Annotated in this window: 19 protein-coding genes and 1 tRNA gene; 16 read left to right on the forward strand and 4 right to left on the reverse strand. The window is 39.7% G+C overall.

The window, feature by feature from the left end:
• Window positions 1-101 precede the first annotated feature (101 nt).
• The 5 genes from accD to purF all read left to right on the forward strand — a co-directional run bounded on the left by accD (window position 102) and on the right by purF (window position 5,360).
• Window positions 102-1,019 (forward strand): acetyl-CoA carboxylase, carboxyltransferase subunit beta, encoded by a 918-nt coding sequence (gene accD, locus OC457_RS04175; RefSeq protein WP_080173407.1) that lies wholly within the window; start codon window positions 102-104, stop codon window positions 1,017-1,019.
• 203 nt (window positions 1,020-1,222) lie between these two features.
• Window positions 1,223-2,485 (forward strand): bifunctional tetrahydrofolate synthase/dihydrofolate synthase, encoded by a 1,263-nt coding sequence (folC, locus tag OC457_RS04180; RefSeq protein WP_080173408.1) that lies wholly within the window; start codon window positions 1,223-1,225, stop codon window positions 2,483-2,485.
• A 64-nt stretch (window positions 2,486-2,549) separates the two neighbouring features.
• Window positions 2,550-3,200 (forward strand): cell division protein DedD, encoded by a 651-nt coding sequence (dedD, locus tag OC457_RS04185; RefSeq protein ID WP_080173409.1) that lies wholly within the window; start codon window positions 2,550-2,552, stop codon window positions 3,198-3,200.
• Between the two features lie 64 nt (window positions 3,201-3,264).
• Window positions 3,265-3,756 (forward strand): colicin V production protein, encoded by a 492-nt coding sequence (cvpA, locus tag OC457_RS04190; RefSeq protein WP_080173410.1) that lies wholly within the window; start codon window positions 3,265-3,267, stop codon window positions 3,754-3,756.
• A gap of 86 nt (window positions 3,757-3,842) precedes the next feature.
• Complete coding sequence (gene purF, locus OC457_RS04195) at window positions 3,843-5,360, forward strand: amidophosphoribosyltransferase (protein WP_080173411.1); 1,518 nt, start codon at window positions 3,843-3,845, stop codon at window positions 5,358-5,360.
• 213 nt (window positions 5,361-5,573) lie between these two features.
• Here purF and OC457_RS04200 read toward each other — a convergent pair whose 3' ends face one another.
• A complete protein-coding gene (locus OC457_RS04200) occupies window positions 5,574-6,458 on the reverse strand; it encodes a LysR family transcriptional regulator (RefSeq protein WP_080157996.1) in 885 nt (294 codons plus the stop codon).
• Between the two features lie 345 nt (window positions 6,459-6,803).
• Between OC457_RS04200 and OC457_RS04205 the strand changes: the two genes are divergently transcribed.
• Window positions 6,804-7,853 carry a response regulator gene (locus tag OC457_RS04205; protein ID WP_080173412.1) on the forward strand — a complete coding sequence of 350 codons (1,050 nt, stop codon included), beginning with the start codon at window positions 6,804-6,806 and terminating at the stop codon, window positions 7,851-7,853.
• Between the two features lie 73 nt (window positions 7,854-7,926).
• Here OC457_RS04205 and OC457_RS04210 read toward each other — a convergent pair whose 3' ends face one another.
• On the reverse strand, window positions 7,927-9,321 hold the full coding sequence (locus tag OC457_RS04210) for a peptide MFS transporter (protein ID WP_080173413.1): 1,395 nt from the start codon (window positions 9,319-9,321) through the stop codon (window positions 7,927-7,929).
• 446 nt (window positions 9,322-9,767) lie between these two features.
• Here OC457_RS04210 and rfaH point away from each other — a divergent pair, with 446 nt between their 5' ends.
• Window positions 9,768-10,271, forward strand: coding sequence for a transcription/translation regulatory transformer protein RfaH (gene rfaH, locus OC457_RS04215; protein ID WP_080173414.1), 504 nt, complete (start codon window positions 9,768-9,770; stop codon window positions 10,269-10,271).
• Between the two features lie 74 nt (window positions 10,272-10,345).
• Here the strand turns inward: rfaH and folD are convergent, their stop codons facing one another.
• A complete protein-coding gene (gene folD, locus OC457_RS04220) occupies window positions 10,346-11,203 on the reverse strand; it encodes a bifunctional methylenetetrahydrofolate dehydrogenase/methenyltetrahydrofolate cyclohydrolase FolD (protein WP_080173415.1) in 858 nt (285 codons plus the stop codon).
• A 340-nt stretch (window positions 11,204-11,543) separates the two neighbouring features.
• Here folD and OC457_RS04225 point away from each other — a divergent pair.
• The 8 genes from OC457_RS04225 to OC457_RS04260 all read left to right on the forward strand — a co-directional run bounded on the left by OC457_RS04225 (window position 11,544) and on the right by OC457_RS04260 (window position 21,299).
• Window positions 11,544-11,620 (forward strand) — tRNA-Arg (locus tag OC457_RS04225).
• A 439-nt stretch (window positions 11,621-12,059) separates the two neighbouring features.
• Window positions 12,060-13,358 (forward strand): trigger factor, encoded by a 1,299-nt coding sequence (gene tig, locus OC457_RS04230; RefSeq protein WP_080173416.1) that lies wholly within the window; start codon window positions 12,060-12,062, stop codon window positions 13,356-13,358.
• Between the two features lie 105 nt (window positions 13,359-13,463).
• Window positions 13,464-14,087 (forward strand): ATP-dependent Clp endopeptidase proteolytic subunit ClpP, encoded by a 624-nt coding sequence (clpP, locus tag OC457_RS04235; protein ID WP_080157990.1) that lies wholly within the window; start codon window positions 13,464-13,466, stop codon window positions 14,085-14,087.
• 112 nt (window positions 14,088-14,199) lie between these two features.
• A complete protein-coding gene (clpX, locus tag OC457_RS04240) occupies window positions 14,200-15,483 on the forward strand; it encodes an ATP-dependent protease ATP-binding subunit ClpX (RefSeq protein ID WP_080173417.1) in 1,284 nt (427 codons plus the stop codon).
• Between the two features lie 197 nt (window positions 15,484-15,680).
• Window positions 15,681-18,044, forward strand: a complete 2,364-nt coding sequence (gene lon / locus OC457_RS04245; RefSeq protein WP_080173418.1) for an endopeptidase La — start codon at window positions 15,681-15,683, stop codon at window positions 18,042-18,044.
• Window positions 18,045-18,266: 222 nt separating this feature from the next.
• A complete protein-coding gene (hupB, locus tag OC457_RS04250) occupies window positions 18,267-18,539 on the forward strand; it encodes a nucleoid-associated protein HU-beta (RefSeq protein WP_060997303.1) in 273 nt (90 codons plus the stop codon).
• Between the two features lie 434 nt (window positions 18,540-18,973).
• Window positions 18,974-20,866 (forward strand): peptidylprolyl isomerase, encoded by a 1,893-nt coding sequence (ppiD, locus tag OC457_RS04255; RefSeq protein ID WP_080173419.1) that lies wholly within the window; start codon window positions 18,974-18,976, stop codon window positions 20,864-20,866.
• Window positions 20,867-20,996: 130 nt separating this feature from the next.
• On the forward strand, window positions 20,997-21,299 hold the full coding sequence (locus OC457_RS04260; RefSeq protein ID WP_080173420.1) for a ComEA family DNA-binding protein: 303 nt from the start codon (window positions 20,997-20,999) through the stop codon (window positions 21,297-21,299).
• An 84-nt stretch (window positions 21,300-21,383) separates the two neighbouring features.
• Here the strand turns inward: OC457_RS04260 and rrtA are convergent, their stop codons facing one another.
• Entirely contained in the window at window positions 21,384-21,926 is a 543-nt protein-coding gene (gene rrtA / locus OC457_RS04265) for a rhombosortase (protein WP_235866898.1), read from the reverse strand.
• 10 nt (window positions 21,927-21,936) lie between these two features.
• On the opposite strand from rrtA, the gene OC457_RS04270 reads away from it, so the two are divergent.
• Entirely contained in the window at window positions 21,937-22,545 is a 609-nt protein-coding gene (locus OC457_RS04270; RefSeq protein WP_080173422.1) for a tRNA-uridine aminocarboxypropyltransferase, read from the forward strand.
• The last annotated feature ends 242 nt before the right edge of the window (window positions 22,546-22,787 follow it).

Raw genomic sequence — 22,787 nt, forward strand, 5'->3', positions numbered from 1 at the left:
TATCTACAGATTAATAAGATTATGTTTTAATCGTAGATAATATTTAATGAATTTGTCTCTTCAGTCATTATTGGCCGAAGAATAAAAAAGAAAGGTCATTCATGAGCTGGCTTGAAAAGATTCTAACGAAAAGTAACATCGTATCTTCGCGTAAGGTATCAATCCCTGAAGGCGTTTGGACGAAATGTACGTCTTGTGATCAGGTTCTGTATCACGCAGATCTCGAACGCAATCTTGAAGTTTGTCCTAAATGTGACCATCACATGCGTATGAAAGCGCGTCGTCGTCTTGAAACATTTCTTGATGCTGATACGCAAGTTGAAATTGCGCCTGAACTTGAGCCTCAAGATAAGCTTAAGTTCCGTGACTCTAAGAAGTACAAAGATCGCTTATATGCTGCTCAGAAAGCAACGGGTGAGAAAGATGCTTTAGTTGCGATGAACGGTGAGTTGCTTGGTTTACCTGTTGTTGCCTGTGCCTTTGAATTCTCTTTTATGGGCGGCTCAATGGGATCGGTTGTTGGCGCTAAGTTTGTACGCGCAGTTGATTCTGCTATTGAAAATAACTGTCCATTGGTTTGTTTCTCAGCCAGTGGTGGTGCGCGTATGCAAGAAGCGTTAATGTCATTAATGCAAATGGCTAAAACCAGTGCAGCATTAGAGCGTTTATCTGCAAAAGGTTTACCGTTCTTCTCCGTATTAACTGATCCAACAATGGGCGGTGTTTCTGCATCGCTTGCAATGCTTGGTGATATTAATATTGGTGAGCCAAAAGCACTGATTGGTTTTGCAGGTCAACGTGTTATTGAACAAACTGTACGTGAAAAGCTACCAGAAGGCTTTCAGCGTAGTGAGTTTTTGCTAGAACACGGTGCGATTGATATGATCGTTGATCGTCGTGAAATGCGTCAACGTATTGCTGGCTTAATGGCTAAAATGTTAAATCAAGCATCACCATTAGTGGTTTCTATTGATAGTAAGCCAGTAGAAGCACAACCTGTAGTTGAGCAGCAAGACTAACAATATTATTTTTAATCGAGCGTAGTTTGCCATTGGTAATTACAACGATTAATGTCAATAAATGCCATTCTAATTGATGTAATTAGGGTGGCATTTTTGTTTTCTAGATTGAATCACTAATTTATTGAGCTTGATGATTAAGTTATTGGTCATTCAGTGGTAAATTAACGATTCAGTACGTTATTACAAGTGAATGATTTTAAATGTCAGGATTGACCCCTCCGCAAGCGACAGCCGCGCTTTCAACATGGCTAAAATATCTTGAACAACTCCATACTAGCGCGATCGATTTAGGTCTTGATCGCGTTCAATTAGTCGCGCAACAGGCTGATCTTACTAAGCCTGCCCCCTGTGTTATTACTGTTGCGGGAACCAATGGTAAAGGTTCAACCTGTGCCATGCTTGAAGCTATTTTATTGGCTGCTGGTTATAAAGTAGGTGTGTATAGCTCGCCTCATTTAGTCCGTTATAACGAACGTGTTCGAATTAATAATCAAGAACTTGATGATAGTGAGCATTGTTTGGCATTTGCGAGTGTGGAAGCGGCACGTGGTGAAACCAGTTTAAGCTTATTTGAATTTGGTACCTTAGCGGCACTGACATTGTTTAAGCGCCATCAAGTTGATGTAGTGGTATTAGAGGTCGGTCTCGGAGGACGCTTAGATGCGACTAATATTGTTGATCATGATGTGTGCGTGATCACCAGTTTAGCCATTGATCATGTTGATTGGCTTGGCGATAACATCGATGTTATTGGTTATGAGAAAGCGGGTATTTTCCGCAGCGGTAAGCCCGCAATTTGTGGTCAACCTCATCCGCCAGCGACAGTGCCTGCCCATGCTGATGATATTGGGGCTGAGTTTTATCAAGTTGAATATCAGTTTGATTACCAAGTAGAGGCGGATCGTTGGCATTGGCAAGCCGGTGCATTTACGCTTACTGATTTACCATTACCAAGTTTACCATTGCCTAATGCTGCTACCGCGTTAATGGCGTTGTCAGTGACCAATCTTGATATTAGTGATAATAATATTGTTGAAGGTCTACGTAATGCACGTCTTCCAGGACGAATGCAGCGTGTTAGTGAACAGCCGTTAATTATTATGGATGTTGCGCATAACCCACATTCAGCCCAATATTTTGCTACTCAGCTTGCCAAAATTAAAGCGCAAGAAGGGAAACATAACGTTCATGCTGTTGTTGCTATGTTGCATGATAAAGATATTGCAGCCACTGTTGCTGCAATGCGATCAAGCGTTGATTACTGGTATCCTGCGTCATTGAAAGGGCCCCGTGCGGCTGTTGCTGATGAGATATTATTGCATTTACCACCAGATTGTCGTGGATTTGAGTGCCCAACAGTCGCTTTTGACCAAGCTTTAACGCAAGCAAATGCTGACGATATAGTTATTGTGTTTGGTTCGTTTTACACTGTTGGTCAAATAACGACGCATTTAAAATTGTAAAACATAGTAGAGAGTACATTGTGATTGTGCAGTGTTCTCTTTTTAGATACCAACAGGAGTCATTGTGGCGAGTCAATTTCAAAATCGACTAATTGGAACCATTATTTTAGTCGCATTATGCGTTATTTTTCTACCCGATTTTTTTGACGGTAAGAAAGAACATTACAAAGAAACGTTTGCGAGTATTCCATTACAACCCAAAATGGATGGACAAACGGAAGCAAAAACGATTCCTGAGCCTGAAAATGCAAATGTTGTATTACCTCAAGAGCCAGTAGTCGCAGCCACCGATGCTCAGACATCCACAACATCAGGTGATGAAACATACACTATTGAAGCGGATAATCACGCAACGGTTGAACCACCTGTTGTTGAAAAACAAGTGGTAGTAAAACCTGCTGTAAAACCTATTCCAGTAGTAAAAGCATCGACACCAGCCGTGAATCAAACAACATCTGTCACAACCAGCTCTGCGTGGGTGATCAAAATGGGGACGTTTGGTAATTTTGATAATGCAAATGCGCTGGTTGCAAAACTGCGTTTGAACGGTTACGAAGCACAATTAATTCCTCGCAATGCTAAACCGGGTCAATATGTAAAGGTTGTTGTCGGTCCCGATGTATCAAAAGCAAAGCTAACGGATCAAATTGCTGAATTGAAAAAAATTACTGGCTTAAATGGTAAATTGAACCGATTTGATGCAATAAATCCTTAGGTAAACGTTTGCGTAAGCGTTTTTTCTGTTAGAATACCCATCAACAAAACGAGCAATAACAAAAATGATCTGGATTGATTATGTAATACTGGGCGTGATTGGCTTCTCAGCAATGGTAAGTTTAGTTCGCGGTTTTGTTAAAGAAGCACTGTCTTTAGTGATTTGGTTTACTGCGTTTTTTGTCGCCAGTAATTTTTATATGGAGTTGGCGGTTTATTTTACTAATTTCCATGACAAGATGTTACGTAATGGTAGTGCAATCGCCGTACTGTTTATCGCAACATTGATTGTTGGTGCCGTCGTAAATTACGTTATTGGGCAACTAGTACAGAAAACAGGTTTGTCAGGAACAGATCGTGTTTTAGGGGTTGTTTTTGGTGCCGTTCGTGGCGTGCTTATTGTGGCAGCAGTATTGTTCTTTATTGACACCTTTACAGGATTATCTAGCTCAGAATGGTGGAAAAAATCTGAGTTAATACCTCAATTTGGTGCTGTCATAGAATGGTTCTTCGAATATATCAAAGAGAGCTCTAGTTTTTTACATAGCATTAAATAGTGCAAGATTAACTGCAGTTGCTGACGTTATTGTTAAAAATGGTAATGTCAGCAGCTGTTATTTTATGCAGAACGAGGATTAAGGGAATGTGTGGTATTGTTGGAATCGTGGGATCTACTCCGGTAAACCAGGCTATCTATGATGCACTTACAGTGTTGCAGCATCGCGGCCAAGATGCTGCGGGTATTTGTACCTTAGAAAGCAATCGTTTTCGTCTGCGTAAAGCAAATGGTTTAGTTCGTGATGTCTTTGAAGCTAAACATATGCAGCGCTTACAAGGTAATGTGGGTATTGGACATGTTCGCTATCCAACAGCAGGTAGCTCAAGTGTTTCTGAAGCCCAGCCGTTTTATGTTAACTCTCCTTATGGTATTTCTTTGGCACATAACGGTAACTTAACCAATGCTGCTGATATTAGAGAAACGCTGTTTGAACACACAAAGCGTCATGTTAATACGACCTCTGATTCTGAAATTTTACTGAATGTGCTTGCCAATCAACTCGCGCATAGTGAAAGTTACCCAATTAGCCCTGATGATATATTTAAAGCGGTCAGTGACGTTCATAATATCGTGAAAGGTGCTTATGCTGTGGTCGCTTTAGTGATCGGTCACGGTTTAATTGCTTTTCGTGATCCTAATGGTATTCGTCCATTATGTTTAGGTAAGCGCGAAGAGAACGGTAAAATTGAATATATGATAGCGTCAGAGTCAGTGGCGTTAGATGCGGTTGGTTTTGATTTTATACGTGATGTATCACCGGGTGAAGCGATTTATATTTCATTAGATGGTGAGCTTTATACTCAACAATGTGCGCTTAATCCCCAGTTAAATCCATGTGTGTTTGAATTTGTATATTTTGCTCGTCCAGATTCATTTATCGATAAAGTCTCTGTCTATGGTGCGCGTTTAGCGATGGGTACTAAGCTCGGTGAGAAAATTAAGCGGGAGTGGGCTGATATTGATATTGATGTCATTATTCCAATTCCAGAAACATCATGTGATAGTGCGCTTGAAATTGCGCGTACGTTAGATAAACCTTATCGCCAAGGGTTTGTTAAAAATCGCTATGTTGGACGTACATTTATTATGCCTGGTCAGCAGATGCGTCGTAAATCAGTGCGCCGAAAACTCAATGCGATCCGTTCTGAATTTAAAGATAAAAACGTCTTGCTGGTGGATGATTCTATTGTTCGTGGTACGACGTCTGAGCAGATCATTGAGATGGCACGTGATGCTGGCGCAAAGAAAGTGTATTTAGCATCAGCAGCGCCAGAGGTTCGTTTTCCAAATGTGTATGGAATTGATATGCCTAGCGCCAATGAATTAATTGCCCATGGTCGTGAAGTAGATGAAATTGGTAAATTAATTGGCGCAGATGGCTTAATTTTTCAAGATTTAAGTGATCTGGTTGCAGCCGTTGCAGAAGGTAATCCTGATATTACTTTGTTTGAAACATCAGTTTTTAATGGTAGTTATGTTACAGGGGATGTTGATCAACAATATCTTGATTATCTCGATGCATTACGTAATGAAGATTCAAAGTTACAGTCTGAGTTACAACAAGATTTAGCAAACCTCGAGTTGTATAACGAAGGGATGTAATTACGTTAACTGATTAATTAACGACTAAAGCGATAGGTTTATACCTGTCGCTTTTTTGTTTTTAGCGAACAGTATTTTTGAGAGGCTTACTCAAGGAGGTTAACAGTGATGAGAGACGTTGTTGATGGAATAAATTGTGGTGATTAATAAATGAAAATGCCGCTCCTGATTATTTGGCGGCATTTTTCTCTTTTTTTTGAGCACCAATTCTAATTAGTGTTTTTCAAGATCAAAGTAATGACTTGCAAAATCAATAAATAGACGTAGTTTTTCTGGTTGGTAATCACGGTGGTTGTAAATCAAATATACATCACGTGGATTAGCAGACCAGTTTTTAAGTACTTGTACTACATCACCCGCAGCAATGTATTTTTCTAACATTACGTTAGGCATTAGTGTAATACCAAGACCTGCACTACATGCTTTACGGATAACATTAAGTTCACTTGCTTCAAAGCGCGCACGTTCGTTAATGGTAACAGTCTCACCATTTTGATTGGTTAAACGCCAACGTAATAGCGGATTGCCTTTCAATAAGGTATGTTCATGTAGATCCTGAGCATGCTTAGGTTCTGGGTTTTTCTTAAGATAATCAGGACTTGCGACTAGAATATCTTTTACTTCATTAATGCGACGTGCAATAAGCGTTGAATCACGTTGAGGACCAACACGGAACATAACATCCCAATCTGTTGGATCAAGTTGATCTGGTTCATTGCTCATAAACAGTTGAATGCTAATGGCAGGATGCTCTTGCATGAATGCTGTTAGCAACGGTTGTAACATCACCTTTGTGATATTCGTCGGTGCAGCAATTCGCAGTTTACCTGCAGCGCCTTTACATTCTTCACTGATATGTTCAGTAGTATCAAGAAGTTGTTGTAATAATGGTGCACAATCATGATAAAACTTCTGACCAGCTTCAGTCAGCGATAGTTTACGAGCATGACGATTTAAAAGGCGAATATTAAGGCCTTCCTCTAGTGCTTGAATACGACGGGTTAACGTCGCAACAGGTACCTGTGTTTTGCGTGATGCGGCGGTATAACTTCCATTTTCCACAACCATGCGGAATAGGTTTAGATCGTCAAGTTTCATATCAAAGTCATTTGTGAAAACTGATAATGGGTAATTGTATAACAAAACGAGTCAAAATCACCCCCTTTTGTTGTGTATTTTAAATAAAAATATGTTAGACCTTATATTTAGAGGTCTGATGCCGATTTATTTATAAATTTTTATAGAGTTTGAACTCATCTATATTTATAGAACAAATATTTTGCTAAAACATAAAAAAGTTATTACCTGTAAACTATCCTCGATGCTTTAGTTATTGCTTGTCTTTATAAAACTGGGAGTGATAACAAAGTTTGGCGATCATAGTTGGTGTTGTTAATTTTAGCTTATACACTCATAGACGTAGTTATGAAAAAGGAGAGACTTTTGCTTAAAGGGAAAAGTATACTTATCGTAGAAGATGATCCTGTGTTTCGAACCATGCTTGCAGGCTTTTTAAATAGCCAAGGCTGTCAGGTACGAGAAGCGGAAAATGGATTGGTTGGATTAAGAGCCCTAAAAGACGAGATTCCAGATTTACTATTATGTGATTTATCAATGCCAGTAATGACGGGAATGGAGTTTGTTGAAGAGGTTGCTCTTCAGTATCCAATGACGCCGATGATCGTTATTTCGGGCACTGGAGATATGACAGATGTTGCTCAGGCGTTACGCTTGGGAGTGAAAGATTTTTTGATTAAACCGATCAATAATATTATGGCATTAAAATCATCAATAGTGTCGGTATTGAAAATGCAAGATAGTGCGCGGCAGAAGCAGCAAGATTTTTCTCAGCGTTGGGTAATTGATGCCGATGATGCAGGTTTAGTTGAAGAAGAATTACAGTGGCATATTTCAGAATTAAAAAACAATCCTCAAGCCGCTCGCGACTTATTAATGGGATTAATGCCTGATCTTCAATCTCGTTGTGGACGTTGGAGACTTAGTTATCGAGCTCTACAAGCAGCTGAAATATCACCGGTTATTTTTGATTATATCTGGCTAATTGATGGTCAATTGGCGTTTTATATGGTTGATACCAGCTCTGGTGGTGAAAATAGTACCGCAACCGCATTATTAATCAGAGCATGCTTTAATGACTTTTTGCGTCATCAAGGGAATTATTTAAGCAGTATTCAGCACTTAGTCGCGCAAATAGAATTAGGGTTACAGTATTCAGGTTATGCAACGCCTGTAAGAGGGTTATTTGGTGTGTTTAATTTAGCAGAGAAGCAATTGCATCTGATTGCTGCAGGTCTTGGTGGTGAGTTACACGTTGGTGATCAATGTGCAATGATAACAGCAGGGCAGTGGTTAGGAGAGCGAGCCTGTGATAATCCTCTCGTGATTCTACCAATGTCAGATGCAGGGGGACGATTATCTCTCAGCGATATTAATCACGCTAATTTTAGTGTTAATTTTGAAACCGTAACATAAACGTATTATGACAAGACAAGACAAAAAAGAGGATGCGATAGCATCCTCTTTTTTTATTTAGTTAAAGCCACAATTAAGCGTTAGCCGGTTGCGGTTTAGTATCATTTTCATCGCTATCGACAGCACCTTCAGCACCATGCATCCACGAAATTAGCTTGTTAGAGAACAACAGCAACAATACACCAGCAACAACGGCAGTAATTGCAATACCTGAGAAAATAGCTAATGGACCAGCTTCTCCGATACTTGCACCTACAACACCTGCAATATAGTTAGCAATAGCATTAGCACCAAACCATGCTCCCATCATTAATGACGCAAGACGAAGCGGCGCTAATTTAGTTACCATTGACAAGCCAATAGGTGATAGACATAACTCACCAATGGTATGGAAGAAGTAGGCACCGACCAGCCACATCATTGATGTTTTTACTGTCATATCCCCATTTTGTTCTAACGCTGCACCAATCATGCAGGCAAAACCTAGCGCAAGAGAGAACATAGCTAAAGCGAATTTAACGGGTGAATTTGGCTCACTTTTACCCATTTTAACCCATAGCGCAGCAAGTAGAGGTGCACATAGAATAATAAAGAATGGGTTTAATGATTGGAACCATGCTGCAGGTACTTCGAAATTACCAATCATACGGTTGGTATATTCTTGAGAGTAAATATTCATTAGGCCGCCAGCTTGTTCAAAGCCCGCCCAGAATACGATAACAAAGGTACACATTACTAAAATAACTTTTAGACGATCTCGCTCAATTTTAGTTAATGGTTCTTTTTTACCACTGGCATTATTTGCAGCATCACGTACGGCTGCAGGTACAGTACCAATATCGCCTAAGTAACGTTGAGCAAAGAAAACTTGAATTAATAAACTCATTAGCATACCTACGCCTGCACATAGGAAACCCGCTTTCCAGCCGTAGATTGCAGATGCAGTACCTGCAATAACACCCGCTAATAATGAACCAATGTTAATACCCATATAGAAAATAGTGAAAGCACCATCACGGCGATGATCACCTTCAGGGTATAAATCACCTACCATGGTTGAAATATTGGGTTTAAATAAACCATTACCCACAATAAGGAAAGCTAAACCAACGTAGAAGGCTGTAACGGCATGGGGATCAACGACACTATGGGGTAAGGCAAGTGTAAATTGACCAATAGCCATTAGTACGCCACCAATAATAATTGAACGACGTTGACCTAAAATATTGTCAGCAATCCAACCACCTATAAGAGGAGTAAAGTAAACTAAGCCAGTGTAGATACCGTATAAGTTAAGTGCTTCTTCTGTCGTCCAACCAAGACCGCCATTAATGGTTTTATCTGTTAAATATAAAACCAAGATGGCGCGCATCGCGTAATAAGAAAAGCGTTCCCATAGCTCTGTTCCAAATAAAAGGAACAAGCCTTTTGGGTGGCCCAGAAGGGTACCACTACTATTATGACTCATAGGATTCTCTATTTTATTTTAATTAGTGTGTTTGCTCATTTCATGTAGGTTTATAAAGCACAATATATTTAACTGCAAGTTTTTACATTTAACAAACAATAATAAAACATTATAATCGACTGATAAATAAGTGTTTGTGTATTTAATGATCACATATGAAAAATTAAATTTCATTCGTTAGGGATGTATCTTACACTATTACTGTGCCTTTAATTGGAATTTTATACTGTTTTTAGATCTTATGTTAGATGGTTGTATCATAGGTTGAGGATATTCATACATGTTACAAATTAAGACTCGAATATTAGTCAATAGTATCGTTTGAATATATATCTTTAGAATAAAAAGGCAGTTGTTTATTGTAAAAATAGCGGCAAGGAGAGAGATATAAATCAGTATTTATTTTGTATATAATAATCGAAGTTAAGGTTTTATTGGGGTTGATAATGAAAGATTGGTATCTACTTTATTGTAAGCGTAGCGAACAAGAGCGCGCAGTGATCAATCTTGATCGTCAAGGGGCTGAATGTTATTACCCTCAGGTTGTAGTAGAAAAAATCGTACGTGGCAAACGTTGTGAATGCTATGAACCATTATTTCCAAGCTATGTTTTTGTTACCTTTGATCCTGAATATCTAAGTTTTACTACCGTACGCTCAACGCGTGGTGTCGCCGATTTTATTCGTCAAGGAGCTTTGCCGCAAATTGTTAGTGAAGAGCTTGTTTATAACTTGATGCTAAATGAAGAGAATCATTCATATGAGCATATGTTTGAGTCTTTACCCAAACAAGGTGATAAATTAATTTTAGAGCAAGGCAAGTTTAAAGGTCTTGATGCTATCTATCAGGAAGCTGATGGTGAGAAACGATCATTTATGCTGATTAATTTACTTGGTAAACAAGTAAAAGTGAGCATAGAAAATACTGATTTAGTGAAAAACAAAGCATAACAGCAACAAAAAAGCGAGTATGTTGCTACTCGCTTTTTGGAAGTCTCGTCATACGCTATTTTTAGCTTAGGTATTTATGCTGAGTGGTATTGTTCACAGGCAAGCAACGTATTTTCAATTAAGCTCGCTACCGTCATTGGCCCAACACCACCAGGTACCGGTGTTATGTGTTTAGCACGCTGACAAGCGACATCGAATTCAACATCCCCGCATAATTTACCGTTTTTAAGGCGGTTAATACCAACATCAATCACTGTTGCGCCTTCTTTAATCCAATTTCCTGGAATAAAATTAGGTTTACCTACTGCAACAACTAAAATATCAGCTTGACGAATATGACTTTCAAGATCTTGAGTAAAACGGTGGCACGTTGTTGTGGTTGCACCGGCTAGTAATAACTCAAGTGTCATTGGACGTCCCACAATATTTGATGCACCGACAATCACCGCATGCTTACCACGTACTTCAATGTTGTAGCGTTCAAGTAGTGTAATAATGCCTTTTGGCGTACATGAACGTAATTTAGGAATACGTTGACTTAGGCGACCGACATTGTAGGGATGAAATCCATCAACATCTTTTTCTGGATCAATGCGTTCAAGAATACGGGTACAGTCCATACCTGCAGGCAATGGCAATTGAACTAAAATACCGTCCATTGTTGGGTCTTGATTGAGTTCATCAATTAAATCGAGTAATTGCTGTTCAGAGGCAGTGGTGGGTAAATCAAATGATTTTGAAATAAACCCAACTTCTTCACAGGCTTTGCGTTTGCTACCAACGTAGATCTGCGAGGCTGGATCCTGACCAACGAGAACAACAGCTAGACCTGGTGCGCGTAATCCGGCATCAGTGCGTGCTTTTACTCTCGCGGCAACTTCCTGTCGTACAGTTTGGGATATGATTTTCCCATCAATAATTTGAGCGCTCATGGTGATCCTTTGTTGTATTAGTTGAACGTATCAACGCCAATATTGTGGCAGATTATAAATGTAATTGCTATTGAGCAAACGATTGCTATTTGGTTTTATCTTTTAACCAAGATTGTGATGTTGTTACTTGATTGCTGAGTTGGTGATTACAGAGGGGATAATTAAGAGGACAAATAACGGTTGTGAGCCTTTGTTTATCTTGTAAATATCTGTAAAAAAGTGATTTTTGTTGCATCTTTAACCACTCAGTTGCTTGAATCATAAAAAATTGAGTAAAGGGATTGACCTTACTTTATAGCTACGTATAATCCTGCCTCGTAGCTTCTTGTTACACAATGATGCGCCCTTAGCTCAGCTGGATAGAGCACGTCCCTTCTAAGGATGTGGTCGCAGGTTCGAATCCTGCAGGGCGTACCATCTTCTCTCTGTTATATCTCCTTGTTATTCTCTGATTTTACTTTCATTATTCTTCTCTTATCGTTATTACTCTAAGATTATTTTTCTGCTATTTCACTGCTGAAATTTTTTATAATTAGCTCGTTTTTCCAACATTTAAACAAAAAAAATGGATTAAAGCCGATTTTTTTCATTTTTCCCCTTGAAATGATATTTATAGCCCCTATCTTGTTAGACAGTTGAAGAGATCGCTCGCGTTTAAAGGTATCTACCTCGACGTCACGCTTACGTGTCGTTATAATAGCGCGCTCTGATCAGTAGGTATCTACTATCAGAATCTTGAAGAAAGAATTTAGGCGTTATGGTTTTCGAGCTGTAACATGAAAGGATGCCACCGTCAGTAAATGGCTGTTCGGCAACATCACTCAGAAAAGCTGAGTAAGTTTTGAGGTTAAATATAATGCAAGTTACCGTTGAAACCACTGAAGGTCTAGAACGCCACCTAACTATTACAGTTCCTGCTGCGAATATCGAAGATGCAGTTGCTGCTGAACTACGTAAAATTGCTAAAACTCGTCGTTTCGACGGTTTCCGCCCAGGTAAAGCACCAATGAAGATGGTTGCTAAAATGTTTGGCGCTTCTGTTCGTCAAGACATCCTAGGTGAAGTAATGCACCGTCACTTTATCGAAGCTATCGTTAAAGAGCAGATCAACCCAGCTGGCGCTCCAACGTTCACTCCAGTAGAAATTGCTGAAGGTAAAGATTTAGTATTTAAAGCTTCTTTTGAAGTGTTCCCAGAGATCGAACTTGTTGGTCTAGATAAAGTTGTTGTTGAGAAGCCAGTTGTTACAGTAACTGATGCTGACGTTGACGGCATGCTAGATACACTACGTAAGCAACAAGCGACTTGGACTGACGTTGAAGCAGCAGCTGAAGCTGATAGCCGTGTAACTATCGATTTCGTTGGTACTATCGATGGCGAAGCATTTGACGGAGGTAAAGCTGAAGGTTTCGCACTTGCTATGGGCCAAGGTCGTATGATCCCTGGTTTCGAAGAAGGTGTTGTTGGTCATAAAGCAGGCGACGAGTTTACTGTAGAAGTAACTTTCCCTGAAGAATACCACGCAGAAAACCTAAAAGGTAAATCTGCAGCGTTTGCTATTACTCTTCACAAAGTTGAAGCACAACAGCTTCCTGAACTAACTGAAGAATTCGTTGCTAAGTTCGGTGTTGAAGACGGTTCTGTTGAAGGTCTTAAGACTGAAGTTCGTAAGAACATGGAACGTGAGCTTAAGCAAGCTGTTAAAGGTCGTATTAAAGATCAAGCTCTTAACGGTCTTGTTGAGCAAAACGACATCGCAGTTCCTACTGCGCTTATTGATCAAGAAATCGAAGCACTACGTAAGCAAGCTGCACAACGTTTTGGCGGCGATGCTAAGAACATGCCTGAACTACCACGTGAATTGTTCGAAGAGCAAGCTAAGCGTCGTGTAGTTGTTGGCCTACTTATTGGTGAAGTAATTAAAGCTGAAGCACTAACAGCAGACGAAGAGCGTGTTAACGCTATCATCGCTGAAATGGCTTCTGCATACGAAGATCCAACAGAAGTAGTTAAATACTACGAAAGCAACGAGCAGCTAATGAACAATATGCGCAACGTTGCTCTAGAAGAGCAAGCAATTGATGCACTTCTAGCTAAAGCTCAGGTTTCAGATAAAGAAGTTAGCTTCAACGATCTAATGAATCCTGCTGCTTAATTTACTGAAATTACTGTAGAGATTTGACATTCTCTCAAGTCTTCTGCTAACAATGGTCCGTGTGAATACTTTCATTCGGGCCATTTATTTTAGGGAAATAAGATTATGAGCTACCAAGCACAAAACGGCATGTCACCGATTATGGATGCGCTGGTACCGATGGTGGTCGAGCAGACTTCTCGTGGTGAGCGTTCTTACGATATTTATTCCCGTCTCCTAAAAGAGCGTGTGATTTTCTTAACCGGTCAGGTTGAAGATCATATGGCTAACTTAGTTGTAGCCCAATTGCTATTTTTGGAGTCTGAGAACCCAGACAAAGATATTTTTCTTTACATCAACTCTCCAGGCGGTTCAGTAACAGCGGGTATGTCAATTTATGACACCATGCAGTTTATTAAACCAAATGTAAGTACAGTATGTATGGGACAAGCATGTTCAATGGGTGCATTCCTATTGGCAGGCGGTGCTCAAGGTAAGCGTTATTGCCTACCTAACTCTCGCGTGATGATCCACCAACCACTTGGTGGTTTCCAAGGTCAAGCATCGGATATTCAAATCCATGCTCAAGAAATTCTAACGATTAAACAACGTTTAAATGGATTATTGGCTGAACATACGGGTCAACCGTTAGAGATTATTGAGCGTGATACTGATCGTGATAACTTTATGTCTGCAGATCAGGCAGTAGAGTACGGTCTTGTTGATGCTGTATTGAGTAAGCGTGACTAACCGTATTTTATTTTGCAATTCGCGAAGCGGGTTTAGTAAAGCAAAATAAGTCGACTTGTTATACACTCAAGACATGACAATGATGGGATACCCCAATCAAAGAGGTTAGCGAATGACAGATAAGCGCAAAGAGGGAAGTAGCAGCAAGCTACTTTACTGCTCTTTTTGTGGTAAAAGTCAGCATGAAGTTCGCAAGCTAATTGCCGGTCCTTCTGTTTATATTTGTGATGAATGCGTTGATTTATGCAACGACATTATTCGCGAAGAAATCAAAGAAGTGATGACGAAAAGCGATAGCGACGAGCTGCCGACTCCACAACAAATTCGTAATAACTTAGATGATTATGTCATCGGTCAATCACATGCTAAAAAAGTGTTGGCTGTTGCTGTATACAATCACTATAAGCGTCTACGTAATGGCGATAAAAATAGTGATGGCGTTGAATTAGGTAAGAGTAATATCCTACTTATTGGCCCAACTGGTAGTGGTAAAACGCTATTAGCTGAGACACTAGCGCGTATGCTTGATGTTCCGTTTACAATGGCTGATGCAACAACATTAACCGAAGCTGGTTATGTTGGTGAAGACGTTGAAAACATCATTCAAAAGTTACTACAAAAATGTGATTATGACGTAGCCAAAGCTGAACGCGGCATTGTTTACATCGATGAAATCGATAAGATTTCTCGTAAGTCAGATAATCCATCAATTACACGTGATGTATCAGGTGAAGGTGTTCAACAAGCATTGTTGAAACTGATCGAAGGTACTGTTGCTTCTGTTCCGCCGCAAGGTGGTCGTAAGCATCCTCAACAAGAGTTCTTACAAGTTGATACTTCTAAGATCCTATTTATCTGTGGCGGTGCATTTGCAGGCCTAGATAAAGTGGTTGAGCAACGTGTAGCAACAGGTACAGGCATCGGTTTTGCAGCTGATGTTCGTTCAAAAGATCAAACAGATACGCTAAGTGATTTGTTTAAGAAAGTTGAACCAGAAGATTTGGTGAAATACGGTCTAATTCCTGAGTTCATCGGTCGTTTACCTGTTACAGCAACACTTGGCGAGCTTGACCAAGAAGCGTTAGTTCAAATTCTACGTGAGCCTAAGAATGCCCTTACTAAACAGTACGCAGCATTATTAGCGCTTGAAAACGTTGAACTTGAATTCCGCGACGATGCACTTATTGCGATTGCTAAAAAAGCAATGGATCGTAAAACAGGTGCTCGTGGTCTACGTTCTATTGTTGAAGCTGTGTTACTTGATACTATGTATGAGCTACCGTCTCTAGAAGGTGTCAGTAAAGTTGTGATTGATGAGTCTGTAATTAACGGTGAATCAGAACCATTACTGATTTTCGAAAATACAGAACCACAAGAAGCGGCAAGTGCTGAGTAAGTGCTCAATATCTGCACATAAAAGCTAAAAAAAGGAGGCTTTTGCCTCCTTTTTTATTTTCTGACATTTCATACATTGAAACTTGATGCTTTACCCCCATATACTCAATATAAGCTAACTCTAATCGTATTAAGTAACTATGCTGTATTCAGTCGAGTTATTTAATACGATTAGTATGGACAGGAAGAGAGAAGAATATGAACCTGGAGCGTTCTGAGCGCCTTGAGATCCCGGTTCTACCGCTACGTGATGTAGTGGTATACCCTCATATGGTTATTCCATTGTTTGTGGGCCGGGAAAAATCAATTCGTTGCCTTGAATCGGCAATGGAAAACAATAAACAGATTCTGTTGGTCGCTCAAAAAGAAGCAGCCACAGACGAACCGTCGATCACTGATCTTTATGATGTTGGTACTGTTGCAACCATTCTTCAACTATTAAAACTACCTGATGGTACGGTAAAAGTGTTGGTTGAAGGCCAACAACGCGCCAAAGTTGAAGATCTTGTTGATGATGAATTTTTTACCGCAAATGCTGAATTTTTGGTAACCCCAGAAATGGATGAGCGTGAGCAAGAAGTACTTGTTCGAACGGCAATAAGCCAGTTTGAAGGATTCATCAAACTCAATAAAAAAATTCCACCAGAAGTCTTAACCTCTTTAAATGGCATTGATGATGCTGCGCGTTTGGCTGATACCATCGCAGCGCATATGCCACTGAAATTAGCGGATAAGCAGAAAGTACTTGAAATTGTTGATATCACAGAACGTTTAGAGTTCTTGATGGCAATGATGGAGTCTGAAATCGATCTGCTACAAGTTGAAAAACGCATCCGTGGACGCGTTAAAAAGCAGATGGAAAAGAGTCAGCGCGAGTATTATCTTAACGAACAAATGAAAGCCATCCAGAAAGAATTGGGTGAGCTTGACGATGCACCGGATGAATTTGAAGCATTAAAGATCAAAATTGATCAGTCTAAGATGCCAGCCGAAGCGCGTGAAAAAACGGAGCAAGAACTACAAAAGCTGAAAATGATGTCACCGATGTCAGCTGAAGCAACCGTTGTTCGTGGTTATATTGATTGGATGTTAAGTGTGCCTTGGCATAAGCGTTCTAAAGTTAAAAAGAACCTTGCTAAAGCAGAAGAAATTCTTAACGCTGATCACTATGGTTTAGATCGCGTTAAAGAACGTATTCTTGAGTATTTAGCGGTTCAAAGCCGTGTAAATAAACTTAAAGGTCCGATTCTTTGTCTTGTGGGTCCTCCTGGTGTGGGTAAAACCTCATTAGGCCAATCTATTGCAGCCGCAACGGGACGTAAGTACGTGCGAATGGCATTAGGTGGCGTACGTGATGAAGCTGAAATTCGCGGTCATCGCCGTACATACATTGGTTCAATGCCAGGTAAATTAATTCAGAAAATGGCAAAAGTGGAAGTGAAAAACCCACTCTTTCTATTAGATGAAATCGATAAAATGTCGTCTGATATGCGTGGTGATCCGGCATCAGCACTGCTAGAAGTTTTGGATCCTGAGCAAAATAGTTCGTTTAACGACCATTACTTAGAAGTTGATTATGACTTATCTGATGTAATGTTTGTTGCAACGTCAAACTCAATGAATATTCCTGGTCCATTACTTGATCGTATGGAAGTGATTCGTCTTTCTGGTTATACCGAAGATGAAAAACTGAATATTGCTAAAAATCACTTACTTGAAAAGCAAATTCAGCGTAATGGATTAAAGCCTAGTGAGTTGACGATTGAAGATTCAGCATTAATGGGTATTATTCGTTACTATACTCGTGAAGCTGGTGTGCGTAGCCTTGAGCGTGAAATTTCTAAACTATGCCGTAAAGCAGTGAAAGAAATTTTATTGAACAAAGACATTAAGCACGTTTCGATTAGCCAAGATAACCTAAAAGATTATTTAGGCGTGCAGCGTTGCGATTACGGTAAAGCTGATGAAAGCAACCGTGTTGGTCAAGTTACGGGTCTTGCATGGACTGAGGTTGGTGGTGATTTATTAACTATCGAAACTGAGTCAATGCCAGGTAAAGGTAAGTTGACATACACTGGCTCTTTAGGCGATGTGATGCAAGAGTCTATTCAGGCGGCAATGACAGTGGTACGTAGTCGTGCTGAACGATTAGGTATTGCGAGCGATTTTTACGAAAAACGCGATATTCATGTCCATGTACCTGAAGGCGCAACACCAAAAGATGGTCCAAGTGCGGGTATTGCGATGTGCACAGCCTTGGTATCAAGCTTAACGGGTAACCCTGTACGTGCTGATGTAGCGATGACTGGCGAAATCACATTACGTGGTGAAGTGTTACCTATTGGTGGCTTGAAAGAGAAGCTATTAGCTGCTCACCGTGGTGGTATTAAAACGGTATTAATTCCAAAAGAGAATGAACGTGATCTAGAAGAAATTCCAGAGAATGTTATTGCTGATTTGGAAGTGCGTCCGGTGCGTTGGATTGATGAGGTGTTAATGTTGGCATTGCAGAATAATCCAACAGGCATTGAGTTGGTCAATGTACAAAATAGTGACCTATAGCTAAATTAGTTAAATAAAAAACGCTTTCAGGATTAAAAACCTTGTCAGCGTTTTTTTGTGTGGCTATAAGGTACATCTAATCGCATTATGCGAACTAATTTTAAGTCTTGATAGTGACTTTTAATGGCTATCAAGGCAATCATGTTTTTCTATTTGGTTACATTGCGCGATTTCATATTCAAATATAGCGTTGTAATCAAGGTTCATTAAGAGGATCTAATTGTGAACAAAACTCAACTAGTTGATAAAATTGCAGAAAGTGCTGATATTTCTAAAGCATCTGCTGGCCGTGCTCTTGATGCATTGATTGAAACTGTAACTGAAACACTAAAACAAGGCGATTCGGTTGCATTAGTTGGTTTTGGTACTTTTTCTGTTCGTGAGCGTGCTGCACGTACTGGCCGTAACCCACAAACAGGTGCAGAGATCCAAATTGCAGCAGCAAAAGTACCTGGCTTTAAACCAGGTAAAGCGCTTAAAGATTCTGTAAACTAAGAAATAGAAATAATGGGCTAACTGCCATTATTTAGTCATGTTTTCATGGCTTAAAAATTGCTACCGAAAAGGGTATACTCATTTGGTACGATAAAAGCGCATCGGTTGATGCGTTTTTTTTACTTATAAGATAGCCTCATAGCAGCAATCTACGATGAATATCCAGTGAGATATTCATTATAATGTTGTTTAATTGATTTTATGTAACAATTCTCAGTGCTGTATGTGGCTTATCGGTCACAGGTTATCTATATTAATAAGGCTAAGTTAGTTAAAACAAGGTCATTGATATAACAGTATCTATTCAGTTGTTGTTATATAACATGTAGTAAATAGTATGGTGCAGTCATCATGGTGATGTCGGTAGCATTGTGCATTAATTTGATAGTAGTTCGAAACCGAGCCAGATCGAACAGTAGGAGAGACGGCAGATTATGATGGAGCGATTGCGCGAAGGCGCTAACAGCATCTGGGTAAAGATTATTCTTAGCCTTATTATTTTATCTTTTGTATTTGCTGGCGTCGGCAGTTATCTGGCGAGTGGAAATGAGCAAGTTGCAGCAAAGATTAATGGTAAAGACATTAGCCAACGTCAGTTTGAGCAAGTTTATCAAAATGAACGTAACCGTATGCAACAGCGTATGGGCGATTATTTTTCAACATTGATGAGCGATCCTACTTATGTGAAGCAATTTCGTCAAAGTGTATTGGATCGTATGGTGAATGATGAACTTATTCAACAACGTGCCAATAAACTTGGTCTTAGTGTTAGTGATGCACAAGTAAAACAAGAAATTCTTGCGATGCCTGCTTTTGCCGTTGATGGTGTATTTAATAACGAGCAATATAATATGGCATTGCGTCGTGCTGGCTTTACGCCTGATCAGTTTGCTGAAACGATCCGTAAAGACATGCTACGTCAACAATTCCTATCAGCGCTACAAGGCAGTGACTTTGTGTTAGCTGATGAAGCTGATGAATTACGTAAGCTTGAATCACAACAACGTGTTGTTCGTACATTGACGCTGAACCTTGCTGACTTTACTCAAAAAGTAAAAGTAACAGATAAAGAAGCGCAAGATTTTTACGACCAAAATCCAAACTTGTTCACTCGACCTGCACAAATCAAAGTATCTTACATCGAGCTATCAGATAAAGGCTTAACTAAAGATATTAAGGTTTCAGAACAAGCCGCAGAAACGTACTACAAAGATAATCAAGCTAAGTTCAGTACTGCAGAAGAGCGCGAAGTTAGTCATATCTTAATCAAAGGTGATACAACAGCAGCGAAAGCAAAAGCAGAAGCCTTGCTTGCGAAGCTACAAAGCGGTGCTAACTTTGCTGAAGTGGCGAAGCAATCATCTGATGATACTTTCAGTGCGAAAGATGGCGGTAAATTAGAGTGGTTCACTAAGGGCATGATGGATCCTGCGTTTGAGCAAGAAGCTTTTGCGCTTGCTAAGCCGGGAGATATGTCTGGTCTTGTGAAATCATCATTTGGTTACCACATCATTTTACTTGATGGCATTAAAGCTGGAAAAGTAAAACCATTTGCTGATGTTAAAGCAACAATTGTTGCTGAACTGCAACATCAACAAGCAGCTGATGAGTTCTACAAACTGAAAAGTAAGCTAGCAGAAGTCGCTTTTGAATCTCCAGATTCACTTGATGCTGCTGCTGAAGCTGTTAATGCGAAAATTGTTAACACCGGTTACATCACACCTGCAGCAGAAAAGGGTGTGCTGGCTAACAAGCAAGTTCAAGAAACACTACAGAGCCCAGAAGTTCATGATGATGGTATGAACTCAGATGTGATTGAAGTCGGTCCTGAGCATGTAATTGTGGTACGTGTTGATGATGCTCGTGCAGAAGCGGTATTACCATTTAAAGATGTTGCAGCAAAAGTGACGGCAATGGTTGCAAGCCAAAAAGGTGAACAACAGGCACAAGCTAAAGCTGATGAAATTATGGCAGACCTACGTAAAGGTAAGGATGATATTGTTGCTAAAGATGGCTTAAGCTTCTCTGGTGAGCAAACAATCAATCGTTCAGGTCCAAATGTGAATATTTCAAATGTAGCATTTAGTTTACCTAAACCAACAGCTGGCAAAACAACTTACGGTATAGCACGAGATAATAACGGTAACGTTGAAATTATTGCGCTTGATAAAGTAGTTAATATGAAACTGGCTGGCGATAAAGTAAATGGTCAATTTGCAGAACAGATTGAGCAAATGTTTGCTCAAGAAGATCTTGCTGCTACTTTGAAAACATTACGTGAATCAGCAGAGATTAGCTACCCAATGCAAGACTCATCAAAAGATTAATTGAAACCATGATGTAAACAGACGGGTCGACTTGTGCGGCCCGTCTTTTTTTTAGGTTAAATGTTATTGGCTACGGTTGTTTTGTTATACCTGTTGCATATCATGCCTATTCATCTTAATTAGGGATAGAATGACAATGACCATAAAATATCAGTTATTTAAAGCAATCGTTGTGGCTGGTACATTAGTATTAGCACCTGTAAGTTATGCGAATTCAGATCAACATAAAGGTATTGATATTATAGTAAATATTAATGATGCTAATGCTGAACAACTTGATGAGTTATTAGTGGGAATCGGACCAGATAAAGCTGAAAATATTATTCAATATCGAATTAAGTATGGCAAGTTTGCATCTGTTGATGATCTTACAAAAGTAAAAGGAATTGGCGCTTCAACAGTGGATAAGAATCGTAATCGAATTAAATTGTAATCGTTAATAAATTAAGTTTTATCCATTACGACAGGTATATAACCTGTCGTTTTTTGTCTAAGCATTACCTGCTTTCTAAATTCATTATTTTTTTGGGGAAGTGAGTAACGCAATAATTACACCAGAGATAGCTCCAATTAAATGGGCTTGGGTCGCAACTTGTACTCCTATTAGTTCTGCTGAGCTAGCAGATCCACCAAAGCATTGTTCCCAGCTTATTTTTACAATTAACCCTAGCAATAATAACCAACCGCCTTTAGTTTTAGTTTGAATATCACGTATAGCTCCCCATGCAAATAAACCATGTAATACGCCTGAGAAGCCGGCATACCAGTTGATCTGGGTTATAAAGAGTCCTAAACCGATAATCGTACTGAGGCTTAAAATTAATAAGCTGTAATGACGTGGTGTAAAATGGGCGCGAAAAATAAAGCTAATAATAGCAAAGGCACTGGCATTCATCGTAAGGTGAATCCAATTGGTATGGGTAATGTTTCCTGTTAGGATCCGCCATACTTCACCATTCAGTATTGCTTGGCGATCCCATACGAGTAGTGGTTGAAGTTGTGGAATTTGAGCAATAATTCCTATAATTAATGCAATAATAATATAATTACGAATAGACAAGGCAACCTCAATGAGTCGGTATTGTGAATACTGTGGTAAGGCAAAAAAAGCCTGTATTTGCCACTGGATCGAAAACATCACAGCAACAACGGAAATTTGGATTTTGCAGCACCCATCTGAAATTAAACGTGCAATAGGCACTGCAAGAATCTTATCACTTTCTCTACCAAATAGCCGACTTTGGGTGGGAGAAGATTTTTCTGGTAATGATGAGCTTAACCGCTTACTCGCAGAGCCTGAACGTGATGTGTATGTCATCTATCCCGGTGAGGGTTCAGTGCCTATATCAAGGGTTGCAGCCACGGCAAATAAGCAACGTATACAAACGGTTATTTTATTAGATGGTACATGGAAAAAAGCGTATAAAATGTGGCTGCTTGCCACTAATTTGCACCATTTGCCATTAGTAAATTTAGACAATGCTGACAATGGTAATTATCGTATTCGTAAATCGCCAAAAGAGCAGGGTGTTTCAACCGTAGAAGCGGGTTATTTAGCCTTGTCTGCATTTGAAGCCAATAGTGATAAATTTACACCATTGTTAACGACGTTTAATCATATGATAGATTTTCAGATAAAGCATATGCCGCAAGGGGTATTTGAGAAGAATTATTTGTGAGCAAATAGGCAAGAGCAGGAACGAGTTTGCGAGTATTAGAGCTCAATAATCGTCATTCCCTACAGTGAGGTTACGAACGAGATAGGTAATCAACTCTCCGCGTGTTGTCGTGTTTATGTATTCACTGGCGCCTTTAAGGCTCAATCTCGCCTTTAGTAGATCACGGATAGCTTCGTGCCTCAACTTTCGAGATGACGGATAATGGGCTGAGTAAATGCCAAACCCAATTCCGTCATTTTCTG

The organism is Photobacterium toruni (assembly GCF_024529955.1).
Taxonomy (GTDB): Bacteria; Pseudomonadota; Gammaproteobacteria; order Enterobacterales; family Vibrionaceae; genus Photobacterium; species Photobacterium toruni.

Bases quoted from the DNA above. Each gene is read 5' to 3' on its own strand.
- folC (WP_080173408.1), top strand. From the start codon at position 1,223: ATGTCAGGATTGACCCCTCCGCAAGCGACAGCCGCGCTTTCAACATGG.
- OC457_RS04210 (WP_080173413.1), bottom strand. From the start codon at position 9,321: ATGAGTCATAATAGTAGTGGTACCCTTCTGGGCCACCCAAAAGGCTTG.
- OC457_RS04270 (WP_080173422.1), top strand. From the start codon at position 21,937: ATGAGTCGGTATTGTGAATACTGTGGTAAGGCAAAAAAAGCCTGTATT.
- purF (WP_080173411.1), top strand. From the start codon at position 3,843: ATGTGTGGTATTGTTGGAATCGTGGGATCTACTCCGGTAAACCAGGCT.
- OC457_RS04260 (WP_080173420.1), top strand. From the start codon at position 20,997: ATGACAATGACCATAAAATATCAGTTATTTAAAGCAATCGTTGTGGCT.
- folD (WP_080173415.1), bottom strand. From the start codon at position 11,203: ATGAGCGCTCAAATTATTGATGGGAAAATCATATCCCAAACTGTACGA.
- cvpA (WP_080173410.1), top strand. From the start codon at position 3,265: ATGATCTGGATTGATTATGTAATACTGGGCGTGATTGGCTTCTCAGCA.
- lon (WP_080173418.1), top strand. From the start codon at position 15,681: ATGAACCTGGAGCGTTCTGAGCGCCTTGAGATCCCGGTTCTACCGCTA.
- tig (WP_080173416.1), top strand. From the start codon at position 12,060: ATGCAAGTTACCGTTGAAACCACTGAAGGTCTAGAACGCCACCTAACT.
- accD (WP_080173407.1), top strand. From the start codon at position 102: ATGAGCTGGCTTGAAAAGATTCTAACGAAAAGTAACATCGTATCTTCG.
- clpP (WP_080157990.1), top strand. From the start codon at position 13,464: ATGAGCTACCAAGCACAAAACGGCATGTCACCGATTATGGATGCGCTG.
- ppiD (WP_080173419.1), top strand. From the start codon at position 18,974: ATGATGGAGCGATTGCGCGAAGGCGCTAACAGCATCTGGGTAAAGATT.
- rfaH (WP_080173414.1), top strand. From the start codon at position 9,768: ATGAAAGATTGGTATCTACTTTATTGTAAGCGTAGCGAACAAGAGCGC.
- clpX (WP_080173417.1), top strand. From the start codon at position 14,200: ATGACAGATAAGCGCAAAGAGGGAAGTAGCAGCAAGCTACTTTACTGC.
- OC457_RS04200 (WP_080157996.1), bottom strand. From the start codon at position 6,458: ATGAAACTTGACGATCTAAACCTATTCCGCATGGTTGTGGAAAATGGA.